Below are 22,464 nucleotides of genomic sequence, written 5' to 3'. Positions count from 1 at the left end.
TGCTTCTGGAGTTCCCATGCCGCGCTTTGCCGCCAACCTGTCGATGATGTACCAAGAGCACGCCTTCCTGGACCGCTTTGCCGCCGCCGCGGCGGACGGCTTCCAGGCCGTGGAGTACCTGTTCCCGTACGAGCATCCCGCCGCCGAGCTGCGCGCGCGCCTCGACGCGAACGGCCTGGCGCAGGCGCTGTTCAATGCCCCGCCGGGCGACTGGGCCGCGGGCGAGCGCGGCCTGGCCGCCCTGCCGGGACGCGAGGCGGAATTCCGCGGCACCATCGGGCGCGCGCTGGAATACGCCGGCGTGATCGGCAACGACCGCATCCATGTGATGGCCGGCCTGGTCCCCGCCGATGCCGACCCCGCCCGCTGCCGCGCCGCCTATCTGGAAAACCTTGGCTTCGCGGCCACGGCAGCGGCCAGGCAAGGCGTGACGGTGCTGATCGAGCCGATCAACACGCGCGACATGCCTGGCTACTTCCTCAACCGCCAGGACGATGCACAGGCAATCTGCCAGGAAGTCGGCGCGGCCAACCTGAAGGTCCAGTTCGACTGCTACCACTGCCAGATCGTCGAGGGCGATGTCGCGATGAAGCTCAGGCGCGACTTCGCGGGCATCGGCCACATCCAGATTGCCGGTGTGCCCGAGCGCCATGAGCCGGACCTGGGCGAGCTGCACTACCCGTACCTGTTCGACGTCATCGACGCACTCGGCTATGCCGGCTGGATCGGCTGCGAGTACCGCCCGCGCGCCGGCACGTCGGCCGGCCTGGGCTGGCTCAAACCCTATCTGGGCCGCTGATCCCAAACCATCAAAGCTCTCTTGCCATGAACGTACTGATTACCGGCGGCGCCGGCTTCCTCGGCCTGCAACTGGCCCGCCTGCTGCTGCAACGCGGCACCCTGAACCTCGACGGCCAGCCCGTGGCGATCCAGCGCCTGACGCTGCTGGACGTGGTGGCGCCACAAGGCCTGGACGATGCGCGCGTGCGCGTGGTCACCGGCGACCTGTCCGACCCGGCGGTACTGCGCCAGGCGCTCGACACCGATACCGGCGCCGTGTTCCACCTCGCCGCGGTGGTCAGCGGCCAGGCCGAGGCCGATTTCGAGCTCGGCATGCGCGTCAACCTGGACGCGTCGCGCGCGCTGCTGGAAACCTGCCGCGCGCTGGGCCACCAGCCACGCGTGCTGTTCACCAGCTCGGTCGCGGTCTACGGCGGCCAGCTGCCGCCGGTGGTGCAGGACGACACCGCGCTGAACCCGCAATCGTCGTACGGCGTGCAGAAGGCCATCGGCGAACTGCTGCTGTCGGACTACAGCCGCCGCGGCTTTGTCGACGGCCGCGTGCTGCGCCTGCCCACCATCAGCGTGCGCCCCGGCAAGCCCAATGCGGCGGCCTCGTCGTTTGCCAGCGGCATCATCCGCGAGCCGCTGTCGGGCGTGGCGGCCAACTGCCCGGTAGCACCCGACACCAGGCTGTGGCTGCTGTCGCCGCGCGCCGCGGTGGCGGCCTTGGTGAATGGCATCGAACTGGCGGGCGAGCGGCTGGGCAACCGCCGCGTGGTGAACCTGCCCGGCCTGTCGGTCACCGCCGCGGGCATGGTCGACGCGCTGCGCCGCGTGGCAGGCGATGCGGTGGCGGATCTGGTGACGTGGCAACGCGAGGAGCGCGTCGAGAACATCGTCGGCACGTGGCCGGCGGCGTGGAATGCGGAGCGGGCGCTGGCGCTGGGGTTCGAGAGCGACGCGAGTTTCGATGACGTGATTCGGGCTTATATGGAGGATGTGGGGGTGGGGAAGTAAGCTTATCTCGCTCAGCTACTGCTACAGCCTGTCAATGGCTGAGGGCCGGTCCCCTCTCCCGCAAGCGGGAGAGGGGAGCAAACAAGCGGGATTTGAAGGTGTCTTGCGAATCCTTACGCAGCCGGCTTCACCACCTCATACCCCTCGATCACCTCGCGCACCACCCCCGGGATCGGCGCCGACTTCTGCGTCGCCGGATCCGCGCACACATAGACGATTTCACCGGTAATCAGGTGCTCGTCGCCACGATACATCTCCACCCGGAACAACATGCTGGACCGCCCCAGCCGCGCCATGCGGCCGCGGATATCGAGCGCATCGTCGAAGCGTGCCGAGGCGTGGTATTCCAGCATGGACTTCACCACGAAGATGTCGACGCCGTGCGCGTGCAGCACGTCTTCCGGATAGCGGATGCCCAGCGCGCGCCAGTATTCGGTCACGCAGATATCGCAATACGTCAGGTAGTGCGCATTGAACACGATCGATTGCGGATCGACTTCGGACCAGCGCACGCGCAGCGGGATGCTGTGGCGGAACTCTTCTTTGGCCATTGGCCTGCTCTCCTTGTTGATGGTCCCGGACCGTGCAAGGCATCAGGCCGCCGCGCCCGCCGGGGCAAGGCCGGCAGGCGCGGCGGCCTGGATGCACGCAATTTGGCGGATGATCGGGGGATTACTGCGGCTTGGCCAGTCCCAGCTTTTCGATGATCGCCTTTTCCTTCTTGACGGTGTCGGCGGCAAACTGCGCGTATTGCTGGGGGTTCATGTAGTACGGCTCCATGTCGAACTTGGCCAGCGACTCGCGGTAGTTGGGCATTTCCATGGCCTTCTTGAAGGCGTCATGCAGCTTCTGCACGATCTTCGGGTCGGTGCCCTTGGGCGCCACCAGGCCGAACGGCGAGGTCTGTACGATGCCCATGCCCAGTTCCTTCAGCGTCGGTACGTTGGGGAAGCGCGCCGAGCGCTTCTCGCCCCAGGTCGACAGCAGCCGCAGCTTGCCCTGCTCCACGTACGGCGCCCATGCGGGCGTGTCGGCCACCGACATCACGTGGCCACCCAGCAGGGCCTGCATCGATTCCGAATTGCCCTTGTAGGGGATGTGCGAGAACTGCACGCCCTGCTTCATCGCCAGTTCTTCCATGGTCAGGTGCAGCGTGGTCATGGAGCCCGGCGAGCCGTAGGTCAGCTTGCCCGGGTTGGCCTTGGCGTAGGCAATGTAGTCCTGCATGGTCTTGATCGGCGAATCGGCCGGCACCACCAGGCCGAACGAATAGCCGGCCAGGTTGATGATGTAGCTGAGGTCCTTGACCGGATCCCAGTTGATCTTGGTGGTGTACGGCAGGCGGTAGACCGGCATGGCGACCTGCGCCAGCGTATAGCCGTCCGGCGCGGTGCTCTGCATCATCTGCGCCGGCAGCACACCGCCGGCACCCGGCTTGTTCTCGACGATCACGGGCTGGCCCAGGATCTTCGAGGCATTGTCCGCGAGCACGCGGAACGGTATATCCGTGGAGCCGCCGGCGGTGTAGCCGATCACCAGGCGGATCGGGCGCTGCGGGAACTTGTCGGCCTGTGCCTGGGCGGGCACGGCGGCAAGACCCAGTGCCGCGGTGGCGGCGGCGATGCCCGCGCGGGCGAGGAAGTGGCGGCGTTGCATTTGACTCTGTCTCCTTGTGCTGCAAGTCACTGCTGAAAAAATGCAGGTCGAGGCCGGGATGGCTCGACCGCGAGTCGGTCTAGTCCGGCGATGCGCCGAACGCGGCGCGCAGCGCGGCAACGGCGTCGGCGTGCGCCTGCGCCACCGCCGGCACGAACCGGCCCAACTTGAAGAAATCATGGATCATGCCGGGGTAGTCCGCCAGCGTCGCCGCGACACCGGCGGCGCGCAGCTTCGCGGCGTAGGCCACGCCCTCGTCATGCAACGGGTCGTAGCCGGCCACGGCGATCCAGGCCGGGCAGGTGCCACGCACGTCGGCGCCGGTGCCGCCGCCGTCGAGCGGGGCAAAGCGCCAGTCGTCGCGGCTGGCGTCCTGGTCCAGGTACTGGGCAAAGAACCAGCGGATCATGTCCGCCGTCAGCAGGTAGCCGTCGGCCAGCGCTCGGTGCGACGGCGTATCCTGGCGCGCGCAGGTGCCGGGATAGATCAGCAGCTGCAGCACCGGGGCCAGGCCGGCATCGCGGGCCTCGACCGCGCACGCGGCGGCCAGCGTGCCGCCGGCGCTGTCGCCGCCCAGGCCGATGCGCGCCGGGTCGGCGCCCAGCCTGTCGGCCTCGGCGAAGACCCAGTGCAGCACGTCGAAGGCGTCGTTGACCGCCGTCGGGAAGCGCCACTGGGGCCCCAGCCGGTAATCCACCGACAGCACCATGCAGTCGGCCTGCCCGCACAGCAGGCGGCACAGCGGATCATGCGAATCGACGCTGCCGACCGTGAAGCCGCCTCCGTGGAAGTACACCAGCAGCGGCAGCGGCTCGGTCCAGCTGGCCTCGCGCGGGGTGTACAGCCTGACCGGGATGGCGTGCCCGTCGCGCGCCGGCACCAGCAGGTCTTCCGCGGTATGCACCGGCGGCGGGTTGATGTCCAGGATGGGCGCGCTTTTCTCGTAGGCAATCTTGGCGTCTTCGGGATCCATGGCGTGGATCGGCGGGCGCTTGGCGCGCGCGATCAAGGCCAGCAGCGCTGCCATCTGCGGATCCAGCGGACTGTCCGGCAGGCCTGGTGTGGCGGGGTGGGAAGACGGTACGGCTGACATGGGGCGTGAAGCGGTTCCAGACCCGGCGCGGGCACCGCGCACAAGCCCTGGCGCGATGCCCGCATCGGGAGAAGTTCGAATAGTGAACGATCGTTCGATTTTAGTATGATGCCAGATGTTTCCGTGCCCCGGCAGTCCGAGATAACCCCGAAAAGTCCTGCCCGGCCTGCCACGCGGCAAGTTTTTGCGCGATGATCGGCTGGCGCGATGCGAGGGGCCGGCGGAAACCGTGCACCAGTCCCATTGAACCCCAAGACGGCGCACGTGGCGAGCCCCTATCCCAGGCCCGGTGCCAAGCCTGAATTCAAACGATTTCGCGGCGGATCCCCGCAGGAGACAAGCAAACATGGCGTTCATCTACTATCTGACCCATATCCACCTGGATTTCGGCGCGGTAAGCGTGCTCAAGTCGGAATGCGAGCGCATCGGCATCCGCCGCCCGCTGCTGGTGACCGACCAGGGCGTGGTCGCCGCCGGCGTGGCGCAGCGCGCCGTCGATGCGATGCAGGGCCTGCCGGTGGCGGTCTTCGACGAGACCCCGTCGAACCCGACCGAGGCCATGGTGCGCAAGGCCGCCGCGCAGTACCGCGAGCAAGGCTGCGACGGGCTGGTGGCAGTGGGCGGCGGATCGTCGATCGACCTGGCCAAGGGCATCGCCATCCTGGCCACGCACGAGGGCGAGCTGACCACCTATGCCACCATCGAGGGTGGCAGCGGCAAGATCACAGACAAGGCGGCGCCGCTGATCGCGGTGCCCACCACCTCGGGCACCGGCAGCGAAGTGGCGCGCGGCGCCATCATCATCCTCGACGACGGCCGCAAGCTGGGCTTCCACTCCTGGCACCTGCTGCCCAAGTCGGCCGTGTGCGACCCGGAACTGACGCTTGGGCTGCCCGCGGGCCTGACCGCCGCCACCGGCATGGACGCGATCGCGCATTGCATCGAGACCTTCCTCGCCCCCGCCTTCAACCCGCCCGCGGACGGCATCGCGCTCGACGGCCTGGAGCGCGGCTGGGGCCATATCGAGCGCGCCACCCGCGATGGCAGTGATCGCGATGCGCGCCTGAACATGATGAGCGCGTCGATGCAGGGCGCGATGGCGTTCCAGAAGGGGCTGGGCTGCGTGCATTCGCTGTCGCACCCGCTCGGCGGGCTCAAGATCGATGGCCGCACCGGCCTGCACCATGGCACCCTCAACGCGGTGGTGATGCCCGCGGTGCTGCGCTTCAATGCCGATGCGCCGACGGTGGTGCGCGACGACCGCTATGCGCGCTTGCGCCGGGCCATGCACCTGCCCGACGGCGCCGATCTCGCGCAGGCGGTGCACGACATGACCGCGCGCCTGGGCCTGCCCACCGGCCTGCGCCAGATGGGCGTCACGGAAGACATGTTCGACAAGGTGATTGCCGGCGCGCTGCTCGACCACTGCCACAAGACCAACCCGAAAGAAGCCAGCGCCGCGGATTATCGGCGTATGCTTGAGCAGTCCATGTAGCACACCGCGTAGCACCCAGCGGCTTTCCGCCGGTCGGACCCGACCAAGCGGCTGTCCGGCGGCCCTCCCTCCACAGCGCAGGAGACAACATGAGCGGCGAGCACTTGCAGGTAGTCCATGGCGATATCACCCGGATGGAAGTCGATGCCATCGTCAATGCGGCCAACAGCGGCCTGCTGGGCGGCGGCGGCGTCGACGGGGCCATCCACGGGGCCGGCGGCCCCGCCATCATGGAGGCCTGCCGCGCGATCCGCGACGCGCAGGGCGGCTGCCCCACCGGCGAGGCGGTGATCACCACCGGCGGCCGCCTGCCGGCGCCTTACGTGATCCACGCGGTCGGACCGGTGTGGCACGGCGGCGGCCAGGGCGAGGACGAGCAACTCGCTAATGCCTACCGCAACAGCATCCGGCTGGCGGCGCAGCACCACCTGCGCAGGCTGGCCTTCCCCAACATCAGCACCGGCATCTATGCCTTCCCGCGCGAACGCGCGGCGGATATCGCCATCGCTGCGGTGCGCGAGGCACTGGCCGGCGCCCCGGAGATCGAGCAGGTCACCTTCGTCTGCTTCGACGACGAGAACTACCGGCTTTACCGCGAGCGCCTGACCTGAAAGTAAAGCGCGTGCGGCGGCCATTTCCGCCGCACGCTTCGGTCAGGCCGGCAGGGCGCTGCGGATCAGCTGGTTGATCCGTTCCGGCTGCTCGTGGATCACCCAGTGGGTGCCCTCGGGGATGCGCTCCAGCCGCAGGTCGGGCACGAAATCGGCCAGCCCGTCCACCAGCGACTTCGGCAGCGCGCGGTCGCGCTCGCCCCAGATCACGAGCGTCGGCACCCTGACCACAAAGGCGGCCGGGTCCAGCCGCGAAATATCGGGCGGCGGCTCGCCCTCGCCCGGCGGATGCATCGGCGAGGCGCGGTAGAAGTTGACGCCGCCGGTCAGCGGATGCACGCCGGCATCGTCGCCTTCGCCAGGCTGCGACCACGCGGCGTGGTACCTGGCGCGCGTCTGCGCGGTGTACCAGGGCGCCGGCTTGCCGTCGTCGCCGGACAGCATCCGGTCCAGCAGCGCGAAGTCGTTGGCCGCCAGCGCCTGTTCCGAGCCCGGCTTGCGCAGCCAGTTCATGTAGGCCGAAGCGGCCTGCTGCGCCGGGTCGGTGGCGAGCGCGCGCGCGAACAGGTACGGGTGCGGCGAGTTGACGATGATGAGCTGGCGCACCAGCTGCGGGAACTGGATCGCCAGGTTCCAGCAGATTGCCCCGCCCCAGTCGTGCGCCACTACCACGGCCTGGTCATAGCCGAGCGCGCTGACCAGCTGCACCAGGTCTTCGACGATATGGCGCGGCCGGTAGGCGTTCACGTCGGCGGGCTTGCTGGACAGGTTGAAGCCGCGCAGGTCGGGCGCCACGGCAAAATGCGTGCGCCCGAACTCGGCCAGCTGCGCCTCCCATTCGAACCAGAATTCCGGAAAGCCGTGCACGAACAGCATCAGCGGCTTGCCGCGCTCGCCGGCGCTGGCGTAGTGCAGCCGGGTGCCGTTGGGCAGCGTGGCGTACTGCAGGTGGCGGATCACGGCGGCGGGGGCTGCCATGTTGTTCTCCATATGCGGTCCTCCTCGTTGTGGCGTGGTGCTGGCCGGGGTTGGCGAACGCCGGTCAGCCGCGCAACGCGGCAACGAGGCCCGCGCGGACCTCGGGCTTGTCGGCAAACGGATCGCCGGGATTGCGCTGCCCGACGATATCCTCGAAGCGCTGGCGCACGGGGGCGAGCGCCTGGGGGTGGGAATAAATATAGAAGCTTTCGTCGCGGATGGCATCGAAGGTCAGCTGCGCCACCTCGGCCGCGGTCACCTTGCCCGAGCCGACCGCCTTGTCGGACAAGGCCTGCGATACCAGTTGCGAGCGCGTCGGCGGGGCCTGGTTGGCGAGGTCCGCGGGCCGGTTGCGCTGCGACTGGCTGATGCCGGTCGGCACGAAATACGGGCACAGCACCGAGCAGCGCACCTGCTGCGTCACCAGGCCCAGGTCCTGGTACAGCGTTTCGGTCAGCGCCACCACGGCATGCTTGGACACGTTGTACACGCCCATCGCTGGCGGATTCAGCAAGCCCGCCATCGACGCGGTGTTGACGATATGCCCCTGGAACGCCGGGTCCTTGTCCGCGGCGGCCAGCATCAGCGGCGTGAAGATGCGCACCCCGTGCACTACGCCGTACAGGTTGACGCCCAGCACCCATTCCCAGTCCTTCTCCGAGTTCTCCCAGAGCAGGCCGCCCGCGCCGACGCCGGCATTGTTGAACAGCAGGTTGACCTGGCCGAAGGCCTCGATGGCGGCGTCAGCCAGCGCCTGCACCTGCTCGGCGCGCGAGACGTCGGTGCGCAAGCCGATCACGGGCACGTTGCGGGCCTGGAATTCGGCGACGGTCGCGTCCAGCGCGTCTTCCTGCACATCGGCCAGCACCAGCTTCATGCCGAGGTCCGCGGCGATACGGGCAAATTCCTTGCCGAAGCCCGAGGCGCCGCCGGTGATGACGGCCACCTTGTTGGAGAAATCCTTCATGGGGTCTGTCCTGTCGCTTGAGTCGAATGGGAATGGCAGGGCCGCATGGCGGCCATGCGGTTCAGTCCAGCAGGTCCGGCTGTTCCTTGACGATGCGGGCATAGAGTGGCTGGAACTGGAACCAGCCCGCCTGCGCCGTGCCGACGATCGAATAGGCCTGGCGCGCGGCGGCGTCGGCAATCACCTTCAGCGGCGCCTGCGTGCGCGCCGCGGCGGCTTCGGCCAGCAGCTGCACCTGGCACGAGCGTTCCATGGTGATGAACCACCACGCCGCTTCGTCGACGGTCTTGCCGACCGTCAGCAGGCCGTGGTTCTGCAGGATCGCGGCCTTGTTCTGCCCGAGCGCGTTGGCGATGCGCTGGCCCTCGTCCAGCTCCACCACCACGCCGCCAAAGTCGTCATAGACCGCGTGGTCGTTGTAGAAGGCGCACACGTCCTGCGTCAGCGCATCGAGCGGGCGGCCGAGCGTCGACCAGGCGCGGCCATAGGTGCTGTGCAAATGCGCGGCCGCGACCGCGTCGGGGCGGGTCTGGTGCACGCGCGAATGGATGGCGAAGGCCGCGGCATTGACCGGGTAGTCGCCCTCGACCACGTCGCCGTGGTGATCGCAACGGATCAGGTTCGAGACCTTGACCTGGCTGAAATGCACGCCGAAGGGATTGACCCAGAAGGTATCGGTAAACTCGGGGTCGCGCGCGGTGATATGGCCGGCCACGCCTTCATCGAAACCAAACTTCGAAAATAGCCGGAAGGCCGCCGCCAGGCGCTGCTTGCGGTGCAGGCGCTCTTCGGCGGCGGTGGCGAACTGCGGCGGCTGCGGCAGGTTGCGGTAGCGCGCCTTGACCGCTTCGGGCAGGCCGGCGCCGATCTCGTCGGCACTCTGGATTTGCGGGGCTTGCGGGGCATTCATCGGTGTCTCCTGTGTTCCTGTGTTGGGTCCAGCGATATCCGTTTGCCCGCGGCGCGCTGGCTGGCGCGCCGCGGCCCTGCCTGCGCGGGTCAGACCAGCTTGACCAGTTGCTTGCCGAAGTTCTTGCCCTTGAGCAGGCCGATAAAGGCTTCCGGCGCGCTGGCCAGGCCTTCGGCGATGCTCTCGCGGAACTTGAGCTTGCCCTGCGCGACCGCGGTGCCCAGTTCCTTCAGCGCCTGCGGCCATACCTCCATATGCTCGGAGACGATAAAGCCTTCGATGGTCAGGCGCGACACCAGGATCAGCTGCGGGTTCTTCAGCGGCAGCGGCTGGCCGTCATAGCCCGCGATCATGCCGCACATGGCGATGCGGCCGAAGGCGTTCATGCGCGTCAGCACGGCATCCAGGATATCGCCGCCAACGTTCTCGAAATAGCCGTCGATGCCATCCGGCGTGGCTTCCTTGAGCATGCGGTAGAGGTCCTTCGGATCCTGCGCCGCCTTGTAGTCGATGCAGGCATCGAAGCCCAGCTCATTGACCACGTAGTCGCACTTGTCCTTGCCGCCGGCAAAGCCCACCGCGCGGCAGCCCGCCAGCTTGGCCAGCTGGCCCACCACGCTGCCAACCGCGCCCGACGCGGCACTGACCGCGATGGTCTTGCCCGCCTTGGGCTGGATGATCTTGTTCAGGCCATACCATGCGGTCACGCCCGGCATGCCGACCGCGCCGAGGTAGGCCGACAGCGGGATATGCGTGGTATCGACCGGCTGCAGGCCGGTGCCGTCGCTGACGCCCATTTCCTGCCAGCCAAACATGCCGATCACCTTGTCGCCCGGCTTGAACTTGCTGTTCTTGCTTTCCACCACTTCGCCGACGGTGCCGCCGATCATCACTTCATTGAGCGGCTGCGGCGCGGCATACGACTTGCTGTCGTTCATGCGGCCGCGCATGTACGGGTCCAGCGACAGGTAGTGGTTGCGCACCAGCACCTGGCCGTCGGCCAGTTGCGGTACGGGCACCTCTTCCAGGCGGAAATTGGCCGGCGTCACCGCGCCTTCGGGACGCGAGGCCAGGACGATGCGCTTGAACGTTTTGGACATGGTCGATTCCTTTCAGTAGGAATGGGAACAGCTTGAATACTGCATCGGAACCGGCAGCGGCGCATACCCTGGCGCGCTGCCCGCTTGCTGCGTCGGTGCCGGCGCTCAGCCGTCGGCACCGGTATCGGCTTCACCCGGGCGCTGCGGCGGCATGCGCCGGATGTACTTGAAGGTGCCCGAGCCGCGTGCCACGGTCTTGCCGTCCGCGTCGACGATCTCGCCTTCGCAGAACACCATGGTGGTGGTGCGGTGCACGGTGGTACCGCGCGCGGTCAGCGCGCCGCGGCCCGGCGCCATGAAGCTGGTCTTCATCTCGATGGTGACCACGCCGCGGCCATCGGCATCGCTGCTGCGGCCGGCCACCGCCATGGCCACGTCGAGCAGCGTCATGATCACGCCGCCGTGGGCCATGTCCCAGCTGTTCTGGTGGCGCTTCTCGATCGGCAACGCGATCTCGCTGCGCCCCCCCTCGGCGAAGTTGCAGGTCACGCCAAGATCGGCAAGGAAGGGGATGTGAGTCAGGGGGCCTTTGAACTGGTTCATGTGCGATGCAAGTCTGGAGAGTGGATGCCCGCGAGGCTCCGGCCTCGCGCCGGCCCCAAGTTTGAGGGCAATCCGCCGTTCCGCCAAGCGGGCGCCGGATTGCCCTTGCTGACTCAGACCGCGCTGACGCCGCCGTCCACGGCCAGGATCTGCCCGGTGATGTGCTTGCCGGCATCGCTGGCGAACAGCAGCGCGGCGCCCTTCAGGTCTTCGTCGTCGCCCAGGCGGTGCAGCGGCACGCCGGCGCACATGGCCTCGACGCCCATGCGCTCGAGCGAGCCCTTGGTCATCTTCGACGGGAAGAAGCCCGGCGCCAGCGCGTTGACAGTGATGTTGTGCTCGCCCCATTCCGCCGCCAGCGTGCGCGTGAAGTTGACCACCGCGCCCTTCGAGGTGTTGTAGGCGATGGTCTCCATGCTGCCCGGCGGATTGCCGGCCAGGCCCGCGATCGACGCCACGTTGATGATGCGGCCCTGGCGGCGCGGGATCATCGACAGCTTGCCGATGCGCTGGCTCAGCAGGAACACGCCGCGGATGTTCAGGTTCATCACCTTGTCCCATGCTTCCACCGGATGGTCCTCGGCCGGCGCGCCCCAGGTGGCGCCGGCGTTGTTGACCAGGATGTCGACGTGACCCAGTTTGGCGATGGCCTCGTCGGCCAGCCGGGCGATCTCGGATTCCTGCGAGCCGTCGGCGGCGATCCAGTCGGCCTCGATGCCGAGCGCCTTCAGGTGCGCCTGCGCCGCCTGCAGCTCATCGGCCTTGCGTGCCGACAGTACCAGGCGCGCGCCCTGCTCGCCCAGTGCCTCGGCAATCTGCAGGCCCAGCCCGCGCGAGCCGCCGGTGATCAGCGCGGTCTTGCCCTTCAGGTCAAACAGTTGCTGGATGGTGCGCATGTTGTCTCTTCCTTGGGTTGTCTTTGATGATGTCGCAAGCGGTCAGAACCAGGCGTCCTGCATGTCCAGCGTGGTGCGGTCGAGCGATGCCAGCAGGTCAAGCTGAGGACCGACCCTGGGCAGCTCGAAGCGGAAGAAGTACGCCGCCGCGGCCAGCTTGCCGCGATAGAAGTCCTGGTCTTCCTGGCCGCTGGCCTGCGCCAGCGCGGCTTGCGCCAGCAGTGCCTGCTCCAGCCAGATCCACGCCACCACCACGTGCCCGAAGGCCTCCAGGTAGATCGACGCGTTGGCCAGCGTCACGTTGGCATCGCCGGCACTCCACAGCGCCTGGGTCACTTCGGCCAGGCGCCGGGTCGCGGCGCCGAGCGCGCGCGCCTGCCCGGCCAGTTCGGCATCGTCCGCGCCCAGCGCGCGGCCAATGGTGTCCTGCACGCGCTCGCCCAGCAGCCTGAACGCTGCGCCATCCTTCATCACCACCTTGCGGCCCAGCAGGTCAAGTCCCTGGATGCCGTGCGTGCCTTCGTGGATCGGGTTCAGGCGGTTGTCGCGGTAGAACTGCTCGACGTTGTACTCGCGCGTATAGCCGTAGCCGCCGTGCACCTGGATCGCCAGGTTGTTGGCTTCCAGGCACCATTGCGACGGCCAGCTCTTGGCGATCGGCGTCAGGATGTCGAGCAGCAGCGCCAGGCGCGCATGCGCCTCCTGGTCACCGGCGGCGGCAGCGGCTTCCTCCTCGTCCACCAGCCGGGCGCAGTACAGGTTCAGCGCCAGCCCGCCCTCGACATAGCTCTTCTGCGCCAGCAGCATGCGGCGGATATCGGCATGCTCGACCAGCTTGACCTGCGGGCTGGCGGCGTCCTTGCCGCCAGGGCCGACCGGGCGGCCTTGCGGGCGGTTGCGCGCATAGTCCAGCGCATGCAGGTAGCCGGTGTAGCCGAGCATCACCGCGCCCAGGCCCACGCCGATGCGCGCCTCATTCATCATGTGGAACATGCAGGCCAGGCCCTTGTGCGGCTCGCCCACCAGGTAGCCGATCGCACCCGCCTTGCCGCCTGGCTGGTACTTCATGCCTTCGCCGAAATTCAGCAGGCAGTTGGTGGTGCCGCGGTAGCCCATCTTGTGGTTCAGGCCGGCCAGCACCACATCGTTGTGCTCGCCCAGCGAGCCGTCCTCGTTGACCAGGTACTTGGGCACGATAAACAGCGAGATGCCCTTCACGCCCGGGATCAGCTTGCCGTCCGGGCCGGGGATCTTGGCCAGCACCAGGTGGACGATGTTGTCCGACAGCTCGTGCTCGCCGGCGGAAATCCACATCTTGTTGCCGCGCAGCCGGTATTGCGCGCCCAGCGGCGATTCGCCTTCATACTCGGCGCGCGTCGTGATATCCGACAGCGACGAGCCGGCCTGCGGCTCCGACAGGCACATGGTGCCGAAGAAGCGCCCCGCCATCTCGGGCTTGACGAAGGTCTCGACCTGCGCCGGTGTGCCGTGCGTCAGCAGCAGGTTGGCATTGCCGATGGTCAGGAACGGGTAGGAACTGGTGCCGACGTTGGCACCCTTGAAGTAGGCGAAACCGGCTTTCTCGACCACCACCGGCAGCTGCATGCCGCCCAGTTCGTAATCCTGGCCCGCGGCCATCAGGCCGGCCTCGCAGAAGGCCTTCAGCGCGGTGCTGACCTCGGGGATGATGGTGACGGTCTCGCCGTCGAATTCGGGTTCGTGCTGGTCGTTCTTCTTGTTGTGCGGCGCGAACAGGTCGGTGGCGATCTTCTCGCAGGTGTCCAGCGCGGCGTCGAAGGTTTCGCGCGAATGGTCGGCGTAGCGCGGGATGCGCGTGAGTTCGTCGACCTTGAGCCATTCGTACAGGATGAAGTTCAGGTCGCGGCGGGAAAGGATCATCGACATGGTGTCTCCATGCGGCGCACTGCGTGGCGCGCCGCGAATTCTTGTCAGGTCAGGATGGCGCGGTCAAAAAAAGGCGCTGCCGCGCCCTGCTCTTGCCCGCTATCAACCGCCTTCGCCAAGGCGCGCGATGGTTCCCTGCGCCACCGCGCAGAGCTTCTCCTCGCCATCCCTGACGGCAAACACATCGCAGCGCACCACCGCCTGCTGGCGGCCCACGCTGACGCATTCTGCGCGGGCGATCAGTAGCTCGCCGACCGCCGGGCGCACATAGTTGATCTTGTACTCGGAAGTCACCACGGGCACCTGCATGGCCGCACCGCCCGCATAGGTCAGCGCGTTGTCCGCCAGGTAGCTGACCACACCACCGTGCAGGAAGCCATGCTGCTGGCGCAGTTCCTGCCGCATCGGCAGTCGCAGCTCGGCCTTGCCTGGCGACAGCGTCGCCAGTTCGGTTCCGACCAGGACCGAAAAGGGCTGGCTTGCCAGCACTTCCCGGCCCCAGGCGAGCAGGTCGGCGGCCGTCGCAGGCCGCGTTGTGCCCGCTCCGGACATCAAAGGACCTCGAACAGGCCGGCAGCGCCCTGGCCACCGCCGATGCACATGGTCACCACCACGTACTTCACGCCACGGCGCTTGCCCTCGATCAGCGCATGGCCGACCAGGCGCGCGCCCGACACGCCGTACGGATGGCCCACCGCGATGGCGCCGCCGTTGACGTTGAGGCGGTCCATCGGGATGCCGAGCGTGTCGGCGCAGTACAGCACCTGCACGGCGAAGGCTTCGTTCAGCTCCCACAGGCCGATGTCGTCGACCTTCAGGCCAGCCTTCTTCAGCAGCTTGGGCACCGCAAAGACCGGGCCGATGCCCATCTCGTCCGGCTCGCAACCGGCCACGGCAAAGCCGCGGAACACGCCCAGCGGCTGCAGGCCCTTGGCCTCGGCCACGCGCGCGTTCATCACCACCGCCGCCGAGGCGCCGTCCGAGAACTGCGAGGCATTGCCGGCGGTAATCACGCCGCCCGGCACCGCGCTGCGGATCTTGGCCACGCCTTCGAGCGTGGTGTCGGCGCGGATGCCTTCGTCGCGGTCGATGGTGACTTCCTTCGTCACCAGCTGGCCGGTGGACTTGTCGGCAACGCCGGCAAGCACGGTCATCGGCACGATCTCGTCCTTGAACTTGCCGGCTTCCTGCGCTGCGGCGGCGCGTTGCTGGCTGCGCACGCCGTACTCGTCCTGGCGCTCCTTCGAGATGTTGTAGCGCTTGGCCACGTTCTCGGCGGTCTGCAGCATGTTCCAGTAGATTTCCGGCTTGTTCTTGGTCAGCCAGCTTTCCTGGACCATGTGGCGGTTCATTTCCTGCTGCACGCAGGAGATGCTTTCCACGCCGCCGGCAACGAAGATGTCGCCCTCGTCGGCAATCACGCGCTGCGCGGCCATGGCGATGGTCTGCAGGCCCGACGAGCAGAAGCGGTTGACGGTGGCGCCGGGCACCGTGACCGGGCAGCCGGCGCGCAGTGCGATCTGGCGCGCGATATTGGCGCCGGTGGCGCCTTCCGGGTTGGCGCAGCCCATCAGCACGTCTTCCACTTCGGCGGCGTCGATCCTGGCGCGGGCGATGGCGTGCTGCACTGCGTGGCCACCCAGCGTGGCGCCGTGGGTCATGTTGAAGGCGCCCTTCCAGCTCTTGGCCAGGCCGGTCCGTGCGGTGGATACGATGACTGCTTCGTTCATGTGTTGCTCCTCGGAATCTTGTGTCGTTCAGTTCGGTGGTTCGGTTCAGCCCTGGCCCTTCAATCCTTGCGCACATCGGCGGACTGCACGCGCGCGACGCCGGCGGCGCCGAGGTCCTGCCATGCCCTGGCCAGCGACCCTTGCAGGTCGATGGCGCGGCACGCATCCTCGATCACCACGGCCTCGAAGCCGGCACCGCGCGCGTCGAGCGCGCTCCAGGCCACGCAGTAGTCTGTCGCCAGCCCGGCGCAGAACACGCGCTTCACGCCCTGCTCGCGCAGATAGCCCGCCAGCCCGGTGCGCGTGGTGCGGTCCGCTTCCAGGAAGGCGGAGTAGCTGTCCACGTCGGCATGGTGGCCCTTGCGGATCACCAGCCGCGCGTGCGGCACGTGCAGGCCCGCATGCAGCGCGGCGCCGGGCGTGTCCTGTACGCAGTGCACCGGCCACAGCACCTGCTCGCCATAGGGCAGCGCGAGCACCTGGAACGGCTGCATGCCGGCATGGCTGGCCGCGAAGGAAACATGCGCGGCCGGATGCCAGTCCTGCGTCACTACCACATGGCCGAACGCGCGCGCCAGCCGGTTGATGACGGGCACGACCTCATCGCCGTTGGGCACGGCAAGCGCGCCGCCCGGCATGAAGTCGTTCTGCACGTCGATCACCAGCAGGCAATCGTCCGGTCCGATGGTGGTGCTCATGGCCGCTCCTGGCTGAACCCGTCGGTATTTAGCCGTTAAAGCCCTTGCCTTCGTCCGCCAGCTTCTGCAGCAGCGGCGCGACCTGCCAGGCTTCGCCGTGGTAGCCCTTGGCGTAGCGCTTCATGGCCAGCGCCACGTTGTACAGGCCGACCTGGTCCGCATACAGCATCGGGCCGCCGCGGAACAGCGGGAAGCCGTAGCCGGTCAGGTACACCATGTCGATATCCGAGGCCTTGGAAGCAATGCCCTCTTCCAGGATCTTGGCGCCTTCATTGACCAGCGCGAACACCAGGCGCTCGACAATCTCTTCGTCCGAGATCTTGCGGCGCGTGATACCCAGGTCCTTCGAATGCTGCACGATCATGTCGTTGACCTGCTGGTTCGGGTACGGCTTGCGGTCGCCCGCCTTGTAGTCGTACCAGCCCGCGCCGGTCTTCTGGCCGTAACGGCCCATCTCGCACAGCAGGTCGGCGGTCTTGGAGTACTGGATGTCCGGCTTGTCCACCGCGCGGCGCTTGCGGATGGCCCAGCCGATGTCGTTGCCGGCCAGGTCGCCCATGCGGAACGGGCCCATGGCAAAGCCGAACTTCTCGATGGCCTTGTCGACCTGTTCCGGCAGCGCGCCTTCGTCCAGCAGGTAGCCGGCCTGGCGGCTGTACTGCTCGATCATGCGGTTGCCGATAAAGCCGTCGCACACGCCCGACACCACCGCGGTCTTCTTGATCTTCTTGGCGACCTGCATCACCGTGGCCAGCACGTCCTTGCCGGTCTTGTCGCCGCGCACCACCTCCAGCAGCTTCATCACGTTGGCCGGGCTGAAGAAGTGCATGCCGACCACGTCCTGCGGACGCTTGGTGAACGAGGCGATCTTGTTCACGTCCAGCGTCGAGGTGTTCGAAGCCAGGATCGCGCCGGGCTTCATCACTTCGTCCAGCTTCTTGAACACGATCTCCTTGACGCCCATTTCCTCGAACACGGCCTCGATCACCATGTCGGCGTCCTTGATGTCGTCATAGGACAGCGTGGTGCTCAGCAGGCCCATGCGCTGCTCGACCTTCTCTTGCGTGAGCTTGCCCTTCTTGGCGCTGTTCTCGTAGTTCTTGCGGATGATGCCGACGCCGCGGTCGAGCGCTTCCTGCTTGGTTTCCAGGATGGTGACCGGGATGCCCGCGTTGAGGAAATTCATGCTGATGCCGCCGCCCATGGTGCCGGCGCCGATCACGGCAACCTTCTCGATCTTGCGGGTCGGGGTGCCTTCGGGTACGTCCGGGATCTTGCTGGCGGCACGCTCGCCAAAGAAGGCGTGGCGCAGCGCACGCGATTCCGGCGTGGTCACCAGGAACAGGAAGCCTTCGCGCTCTTCCTTCAGGCCCTGCTCGAACGGCTTGAGCGAGCCGGCCACCGCTTCCAGGCACTTCAGCGGCGCGGGGAAGTTCTTGGCCATCGCCGCCACGGTGTTGCGCGCGAAGCCGAGGTAGCCTTCGGCGTTCTCGTGGCGCACCTTCAGGTCGCGCACCTTGGGATGCGGGCCGCTGGCGGCGCCGACGTTCTGCGCGAACTTGACCGCCGCGGGCAGCACGTCGCCTTCGACGATTTCATCGAACAGCTTGGTGCCGGCGAACTTTTCGGACGGCACCGCGGTGCCCGACACGATCATGTTGGCGGCGGCCTCCAGGCCGATCACGCGCGGCAGGCGCTGCGTGCCGCCGGCGCCGGGCAGCAGGCCCAGCTTGACTTCCGGCAGCGCGATCTGCGCGCCCTTGGACGCCACGCGGTAATTGCAGCCCAGCGCCAGTTCCAGGCCGCCACCCATGGCGACCGAGTGCACGGCGGCCACCACCGGCTTGGACGAAGCCTCCAGCACGCGGATCACCGAATGCAGCGTTGGCTCCTGCATGGCCTTGGGCGTATTGAATTCACGGATGTCGGCGCCGCCCGAGAAAGCCTTGCCAGCGCCGGTGATGACGATCGCCTTGACGGCGGCATCGTCCAGCGCACGGGTCATGCCTTCGACGATGCCAAGCCGGGTGCTGTGACCCAGGCCATTGACAGGGGGATTGTCGAGCGTGATGACGGCTACACCGTCCTGAACCTGATACTGCGCTGTCATGCTGGTTCCTTTACGAAAGTTTTGTCTCGGGATTCGAATTCTCGAATGAATATTTTCTACAGCGCGGGGCGTGCCGGCTGCCGCCGAAGCCCCTGGTGGCGGTCGTCACGGGCGGGTTAACCCTTGCCCCGATCTGCCGCTTTTCCGCGCCCAGCAACGGCTTCCGGCGCTTGGGCGAAACAAGCATACACAAAATAGCACGGTCGTTCAATTTTAATTTCGGAACATTTCGCGAGCCATGCGCACTGCGAATGCCGGCCCTGATCGCGCTGCATGGAGCCGGCGCTTAACGATGGCAAGGCAGGCGCCCGCGATGCCGCGTAAGACACTTGCCTGCACCACGACGCACGGTTTCCAGACCAGTATCGGACTTTATTTGACCTGCACGGCAAAATAGCCGCGGCGGACACGGTAGACTCGCGGCTTTTCGTTTTTTGCCCCCGGCCTTCACGAGATGCCGGCGGCGGAAGGTCCAGCGACCCTGATCGGCGTCGCCGCCGGCGAAGCCGAACGGCCCGCCATCACGATTCCGCGCGCGATCCGGCAGACCTTCTGGCGCATCCTGCTGTTCTATGTGCTGGCCATCCTGGTCATCGGCGTGCTGATTCCCTATACCGATCCCAACCTGCTGCGCAATGACGTGACCGACGTGGGCGTGAGCCCGTTCGCGCTGGTGTTCCGCCACGCCGGGGGAGTAAGGGATGAGTTGGAACGGCGGGGTTGGTCGGTTTTGGTGACATGCTGTCGGCCGTTGAACCGCCTGGTTCCGCCCTGCTGGGCGGGTCACTTTTTGTCCGAGCGACAAAAAGTAACCAAAAAGCGCGTTTACTGCCCTGCGGGCGGCATGTCTTATCGTAGTGTGCCTGGCGGTTTTCGTACGGGGCTGCGCTTCCTCACATAGCTGGGCTGCCTGCCGCAGGGGTGCGCGTCGGTGGCAGGGGCGTTGAAGTGGTGGTTGAACGAGCCCAGAGCGGTGGGTGGTCCCTGCTGCTGGCCTTGTCGTAGGAACGCCTTCGGCTGCGCTGCGCGCAAACGCCCAATGCCCGCATGCGCCTGTTGAACCTGCGCAGCAGCCGCTGGCGTCCCCTCGATACGGCCGGCAGCAGGCTGCCTACAGCCTCATTGGGATTGTTCAATAGTGGGGAATCGGAGGCACCGGCCTGACCAGACCTAAACCTCCAGCCACTCCTTCCTGACCTGCCCATTAGCCTTCAGTTCGCCCGGCGTCCCTTCGAACACGATATGCCCGTGGCCCATGACGTAAACGCGCTGCGAGATATCCAGCGCAATCGCCAGTTTCTGCTCGATCAGCAGCACGGACACGCCGCGCTCCTTCAGCGTCTTCAGGTAATCGCCCACCAGCGCCACGATCATCGGCGCCAGCCCTTCGGTCGGCTCATCGATCAGGATGAGGTCGGGATCTCCCATCAGCGTGCGGCACAGCGTCAGCATCTGCTGCTCGCCGCCGGAGAGCACGCCGGCTGAGGTGTTTTCGCGCTCTTTCAGCCGCGGGAACATGGTGAACATATCTTCCACCGACCAGCGCGGCTTCGGCTGGCGCGGGTTGCGCTTCTCGCCCAGCAGCAGGTTCTGCCGCACCGTCAGCGTGGGGAAGATGTCGCGGTTCTCCGGCACGTAGCCGATGCCGAGATGCGCGATCTCGAAGGTGCGCCGGCCGAGGATCTCTTCGCCCCGGAACTTGACCGACCCTTCGGCCTTGACCATGCCCAGGATGGCCTTGGCCATGGTCGAGCGCCCCACCCCGTTGCGCCCCAGCAGCGCCACGATCTCGCCTTCGTCGATATGCGCGTCGACGCCGTGCAGGATATGGCTCTTGCCGTAATAGGCGTGCAGGCCCTTGACTTCCAGCATCCGCTTGCCCATCAATGCGCTCCTTCGGTGGTAGCTTCGTCGAGCGTGGTGCCGAGGTAGGCTTCCTTGACCTTGCGGTTGTTGCGGATCGCCTGCGGGGTATCGGTGGCGATGACCTCGCCGTAGACCAGCACGGAGATGCGGTCGGCCAGCCCGAACACCACGCTCATGTCGTGCTCGACCATCACCAGCGTCTTGCCGACGGTGACCTTGCGGATCAGTTCGACCGCGTGGTCCGATTCGGAGCGGCTCATGCCGGCGGTGGGTTCGTCCAGCAGGATCACCTCGGCGCCGCCGGCGATGGTGATGCCGATCTCCAGCGCGCGCTGCTCCGCATAAGTCAGCAGTCCGGCCTGGGTATCGCGGCGGTGCTGCATGCCGATCAGCTCCAGCACTTCGTCGGCGCGCTCGCGCGCGTCGCGCAGGCCGGTCAACCGGTGCCAGAACGAATACTTGTAGCCGAGCGACCACAGCACCGCGCAGCGCAGGTTCTCGAACACCGACAGCCGGTGAAAGATGTTGGTGATCTGGAAGCTGCGCGACAACCCCATGCGGTTGATGACGAAGGGCTGCAGCCCGCCGATTTCTGCGCCGTTCAGGCGCACCGTGCCGCTGCTCGGCGCAAAGCGGCCCGAGATCAGGTTGAAGGTGGTCGACTTGCCGGCCCCGTTGGGGCCGATCAGCGCGTGGCGCTCGCCCTTCGGAATACTGAGGTTCACGCCGCGGATGATTTCCGTCTGGCCGAACTTCTTGCGTACATCGGTCAGTTCCAGTGCCGCCGCGCTCATGCCCTGCCTCCTGCGATTTCTGCCTGCACCTTGTCCCATTGCGCGCGCGACGCGCGCACCGCAAGCCGCCACGCGGCCAGCCCGACCGCCCACAGCGCCGCCGCCGCCAGCCATGGCGTCCAGGTGCCGGCATCGAGGCCGATGCCGAACAGCTTCATCGCGGTGCCGTTGGCGCTGTCGACCTGGATCTTGTAGACCAGTTCGACCGTGACGATCATGGCCAGCAACAGCACCACGCCGGCGCCGCCGGCACGCGCGTAGTACGGCAGCATGCGGCCCAGCTTGCCCTTGCCCAGCAGCGGCAACTGCATCAGCAGCAGGCTGGCCAGGCCGCCCGGCACGAACATCACCATCAGCACGAAGAACAGGCCCAGGTAGAGCAGCCAGGCCTTGGTCAGGTCCGAGAGCGCCACCGCGAACAGCACGAACACCACCGCGCCGATGACCGGGCCGAAGAACACGCCCGCGCCACCGATGAACACTGCCAGCAGCACGCCGCCCGAACGCACCGCGCTGACGTTTTCGGCCGAGACGATCTCGAAGTTGATCGCCGCCAGCGCGCCCGAGATGCCGGCGAAGAACGCCGACAGGATCAGCACCAGGTAGCGCACGCGCTGGGTGTTGTAGCCGATGAACTCGACCCGCTCGGGGTTGTCGCGCACGGCGTTGGCAATGCGGCCCAGCGGCGTCTGGGTCCAGGCGTACATCGCCACCATCGACACCAGGCACCACGCCGCGATCAGGTAGTAGACCTGGCGCCCGGGCCCGAAGGTGAGGCCCAGGAACGGGTCGCCGACCACGCGGTTGGTGGAGATGCCGCCCTCGCCGCCGAAGAACTCCGGGAACATCAGCGAGCTGGCAAAGACCATCTCGCCGATGCCCATGGTGATCATGGCGAAGGTGGTGCCGGCCTTCTTGGTGGTGACGTAGCCGAAGATGACGCCGAAGAAGGCGCCGGCCAGTCCGCCCACCAGCGGCAGCATCGACACCGGCAGCCACACCTTGCCGGCACCGGCCAGGTTCAGCGCATGCACGGCGATAAAGGCGCCCAGCCCGGAATACACCGCATGGCCGAACGACAGCATGCCGGTCTGCCCCAGCAGCATGTTGTACGACAGCGCGAAGATGATCATGATGCCCATCTGCGACAGCAGCGTAATGGCGAAGCCCCCGGTGAAGATCAGCGGCAGCACCAGCATCACCAGTACCGTCAGGCTCCAGATGATCCAGCGCGCCAGGTTCAGCGGGCGGTAGCGCAGGGTGCGGCCGGTCGCCACCGGCTCGCGGGGTGGTTGCATCGCTTGCTCCATGG

21 protein-coding genes and 1 pseudogene are annotated in these 22,464 nt (G+C 67.0%); 5 read left to right on the top strand and 17 right to left on the bottom strand.

From position 1 onward, the window contains the following. Positions 1-16: 16 nt before the first annotated feature. Positions 17-799, top strand: a complete 783-nt coding sequence (gene otnI, locus ACOCMH_RS24175) for a 2-oxo-tetronate isomerase (protein WP_427309382.1) — start codon at positions 17-19, stop codon at positions 797-799. Between the two features lie 26 nt (positions 800-825). After that, positions 826-1,800, top strand: coding sequence for a D-erythronate dehydrogenase (denD, locus tag ACOCMH_RS24170; RefSeq protein WP_427309381.1), 975 nt, complete (start codon positions 826-828; stop codon positions 1,798-1,800). A gap of 113 nt (positions 1,801-1,913) precedes the next feature. Here the strand turns inward: denD and ACOCMH_RS24165 are convergent, their stop codons facing one another. The 3 genes from ACOCMH_RS24165 to ACOCMH_RS24155 all read right to left on the bottom strand — a co-directional run bounded on the left by ACOCMH_RS24165 (position 1,914) and on the right by ACOCMH_RS24155 (position 4,549). Further along, positions 1,914-2,351: a YbgC/FadM family acyl-CoA thioesterase gene (locus tag ACOCMH_RS24165; protein ID WP_427309379.1), complete on the bottom strand. Its 438-nt coding sequence runs from the start codon at positions 2,349-2,351 to the stop codon at positions 1,914-1,916. 121 nt (positions 2,352-2,472) lie between these two features. Further along, on the bottom strand, positions 2,473-3,456 hold the full coding sequence (locus tag ACOCMH_RS24160) for a tripartite tricarboxylate transporter substrate binding protein (protein ID WP_427309377.1): 984 nt from the start codon (positions 3,454-3,456) through the stop codon (positions 2,473-2,475). Between the two features lie 79 nt (positions 3,457-3,535). After that, positions 3,536-4,549 carry an alpha/beta hydrolase gene (locus tag ACOCMH_RS24155; RefSeq protein ID WP_427309376.1) on the bottom strand — a complete coding sequence of 338 codons (1,014 nt, stop codon included), beginning with the start codon at positions 4,547-4,549 and terminating at the stop codon, positions 3,536-3,538. Between the two features lie 346 nt (positions 4,550-4,895). Between ACOCMH_RS24155 and ACOCMH_RS24150 the strand changes: the two genes are divergently transcribed. After that, positions 4,896-6,044 (top strand): iron-containing alcohol dehydrogenase, encoded by a 1,149-nt coding sequence (locus ACOCMH_RS24150; protein WP_427309375.1) that lies wholly within the window; start codon positions 4,896-4,898, stop codon positions 6,042-6,044. 89 nt (positions 6,045-6,133) lie between these two features. Then, positions 6,134-6,655, top strand: coding sequence for an O-acetyl-ADP-ribose deacetylase (locus ACOCMH_RS24145; protein WP_427309373.1), 522 nt, complete (start codon positions 6,134-6,136; stop codon positions 6,653-6,655). A gap of 42 nt (positions 6,656-6,697) precedes the next feature. On the opposite strand, the gene ACOCMH_RS24140 is transcribed toward ACOCMH_RS24145, so the two are convergent. The 11 genes from ACOCMH_RS24140 to ACOCMH_RS24090 form a co-directional block, all read right to left on the bottom strand. After that, positions 6,698-7,645 (bottom strand): alpha/beta fold hydrolase, encoded by a 948-nt coding sequence (locus ACOCMH_RS24140; protein ID WP_427309371.1) that lies wholly within the window; start codon positions 7,643-7,645, stop codon positions 6,698-6,700. Positions 7,646-7,697: 52 nt separating this feature from the next. Further along, entirely contained in the window at positions 7,698-8,600 is a 903-nt protein-coding gene (locus tag ACOCMH_RS24135; protein WP_427309369.1) for an SDR family oxidoreductase, read from the bottom strand. Between the two features lie 61 nt (positions 8,601-8,661). Further along, the gene (locus ACOCMH_RS24130) at positions 8,662-9,510 is read right to left on the bottom strand and encodes a class II aldolase/adducin family protein (RefSeq protein WP_427309367.1); all 849 of its coding nucleotides are present in this window, start codon (positions 9,508-9,510) and stop codon (positions 8,662-8,664) included. A gap of 89 nt (positions 9,511-9,599) precedes the next feature. Continuing rightward, the gene (locus ACOCMH_RS24125; RefSeq protein WP_427309365.1) at positions 9,600-10,610 is read right to left on the bottom strand and encodes an NADP-dependent oxidoreductase; all 1,011 of its coding nucleotides are present in this window, start codon (positions 10,608-10,610) and stop codon (positions 9,600-9,602) included. Positions 10,611-10,715: 105 nt separating this feature from the next. Continuing rightward, positions 10,716-11,153, bottom strand: a complete 438-nt coding sequence (locus tag ACOCMH_RS24120; RefSeq protein ID WP_171514544.1) for a PaaI family thioesterase — start codon at positions 11,151-11,153, stop codon at positions 10,716-10,718. 113 nt (positions 11,154-11,266) lie between these two features. Beyond that, positions 11,267-12,049, bottom strand: coding sequence for an SDR family oxidoreductase (locus tag ACOCMH_RS24115; protein ID WP_427309363.1), 783 nt, complete (start codon positions 12,047-12,049; stop codon positions 11,267-11,269). Positions 12,050-12,091: 42 nt separating this feature from the next. Further along, positions 12,092-13,954: an acyl-CoA dehydrogenase gene (locus ACOCMH_RS24110; protein ID WP_427309361.1), complete on the bottom strand. Its 1,863-nt coding sequence runs from the start codon at positions 13,952-13,954 to the stop codon at positions 12,092-12,094. Positions 13,955-14,056: 102 nt separating this feature from the next. After that, entirely contained in the window at positions 14,057-14,506 is a 450-nt protein-coding gene (locus tag ACOCMH_RS24105; RefSeq protein WP_427309359.1) for a PaaI family thioesterase, read from the bottom strand. Further along, positions 14,506-15,684: an acetyl-CoA C-acyltransferase gene (locus ACOCMH_RS24100; RefSeq protein ID WP_427309358.1), complete on the bottom strand. Its 1,179-nt coding sequence runs from the start codon at positions 15,682-15,684 to the stop codon at positions 14,506-14,508. The genes ACOCMH_RS24105 and ACOCMH_RS24100 overlap by 1 nt, the downstream gene beginning before the upstream one ends. A 59-nt stretch (positions 15,685-15,743) precedes the next feature. Continuing rightward, positions 15,744-16,382 (bottom strand): bifunctional nicotinamidase/pyrazinamidase, encoded by a 639-nt coding sequence (pncA, locus tag ACOCMH_RS24095; protein WP_427309356.1) that lies wholly within the window; start codon positions 16,380-16,382, stop codon positions 15,744-15,746. A gap of 28 nt (positions 16,383-16,410) precedes the next feature. Next, on the bottom strand, positions 16,411-18,492 hold the full coding sequence (locus ACOCMH_RS24090; protein ID WP_427309354.1) for a 3-hydroxyacyl-CoA dehydrogenase NAD-binding domain-containing protein: 2,082 nt from the start codon (positions 18,490-18,492) through the stop codon (positions 16,411-16,413). Between the two features lie 436 nt (positions 18,493-18,928). Here ACOCMH_RS24090 and ACOCMH_RS24085 point away from each other — a divergent pair. Further along, a pseudogene (locus ACOCMH_RS24085) lies at positions 18,929-19,183 on the top strand (amino acid permease); the annotation flags it as partial. A 479-nt stretch (positions 19,184-19,662) separates the two neighbouring features. Here ACOCMH_RS24085 and ACOCMH_RS24080 read toward each other — a convergent pair. The 3 genes from ACOCMH_RS24080 to ACOCMH_RS24070 are packed head-to-tail and all read right to left on the bottom strand — an operon-like array spanning position 19,663 to position 22,462. Beyond that, positions 19,663-20,376, bottom strand: a complete 714-nt coding sequence (locus ACOCMH_RS24080; protein ID WP_427309350.1) for an ABC transporter ATP-binding protein — start codon at positions 20,374-20,376, stop codon at positions 19,663-19,665. Beyond that, positions 20,376-21,152, bottom strand: coding sequence for an ABC transporter ATP-binding protein (locus ACOCMH_RS24075; protein WP_427309348.1), 777 nt, complete (start codon positions 21,150-21,152; stop codon positions 20,376-20,378). The genes ACOCMH_RS24080 and ACOCMH_RS24075 overlap by 1 nt, the downstream gene beginning before the upstream one ends. Continuing rightward, positions 21,149-22,462 carry a branched-chain amino acid ABC transporter permease gene (locus ACOCMH_RS24070; protein WP_427309346.1) on the bottom strand — a complete coding sequence of 438 codons (1,314 nt, stop codon included), beginning with the start codon at positions 22,460-22,462 and terminating at the stop codon, positions 21,149-21,151. Before ACOCMH_RS24070 ends, ACOCMH_RS24075 begins: the two co-directional genes overlap by 4 nt. Positions 22,463-22,464 lie beyond the last annotated feature (2 nt).

The organism is Cupriavidus sp. H39 (assembly GCF_050271075.1).
GTDB classification, from domain to species: Bacteria; Pseudomonadota; Gammaproteobacteria; order Burkholderiales; family Burkholderiaceae; genus Cupriavidus; species Cupriavidus necator_B.
Note: the sequence above shows the minus strand (reverse complement) of the source record. Positions and strands in the feature narration are given on the sequence as shown.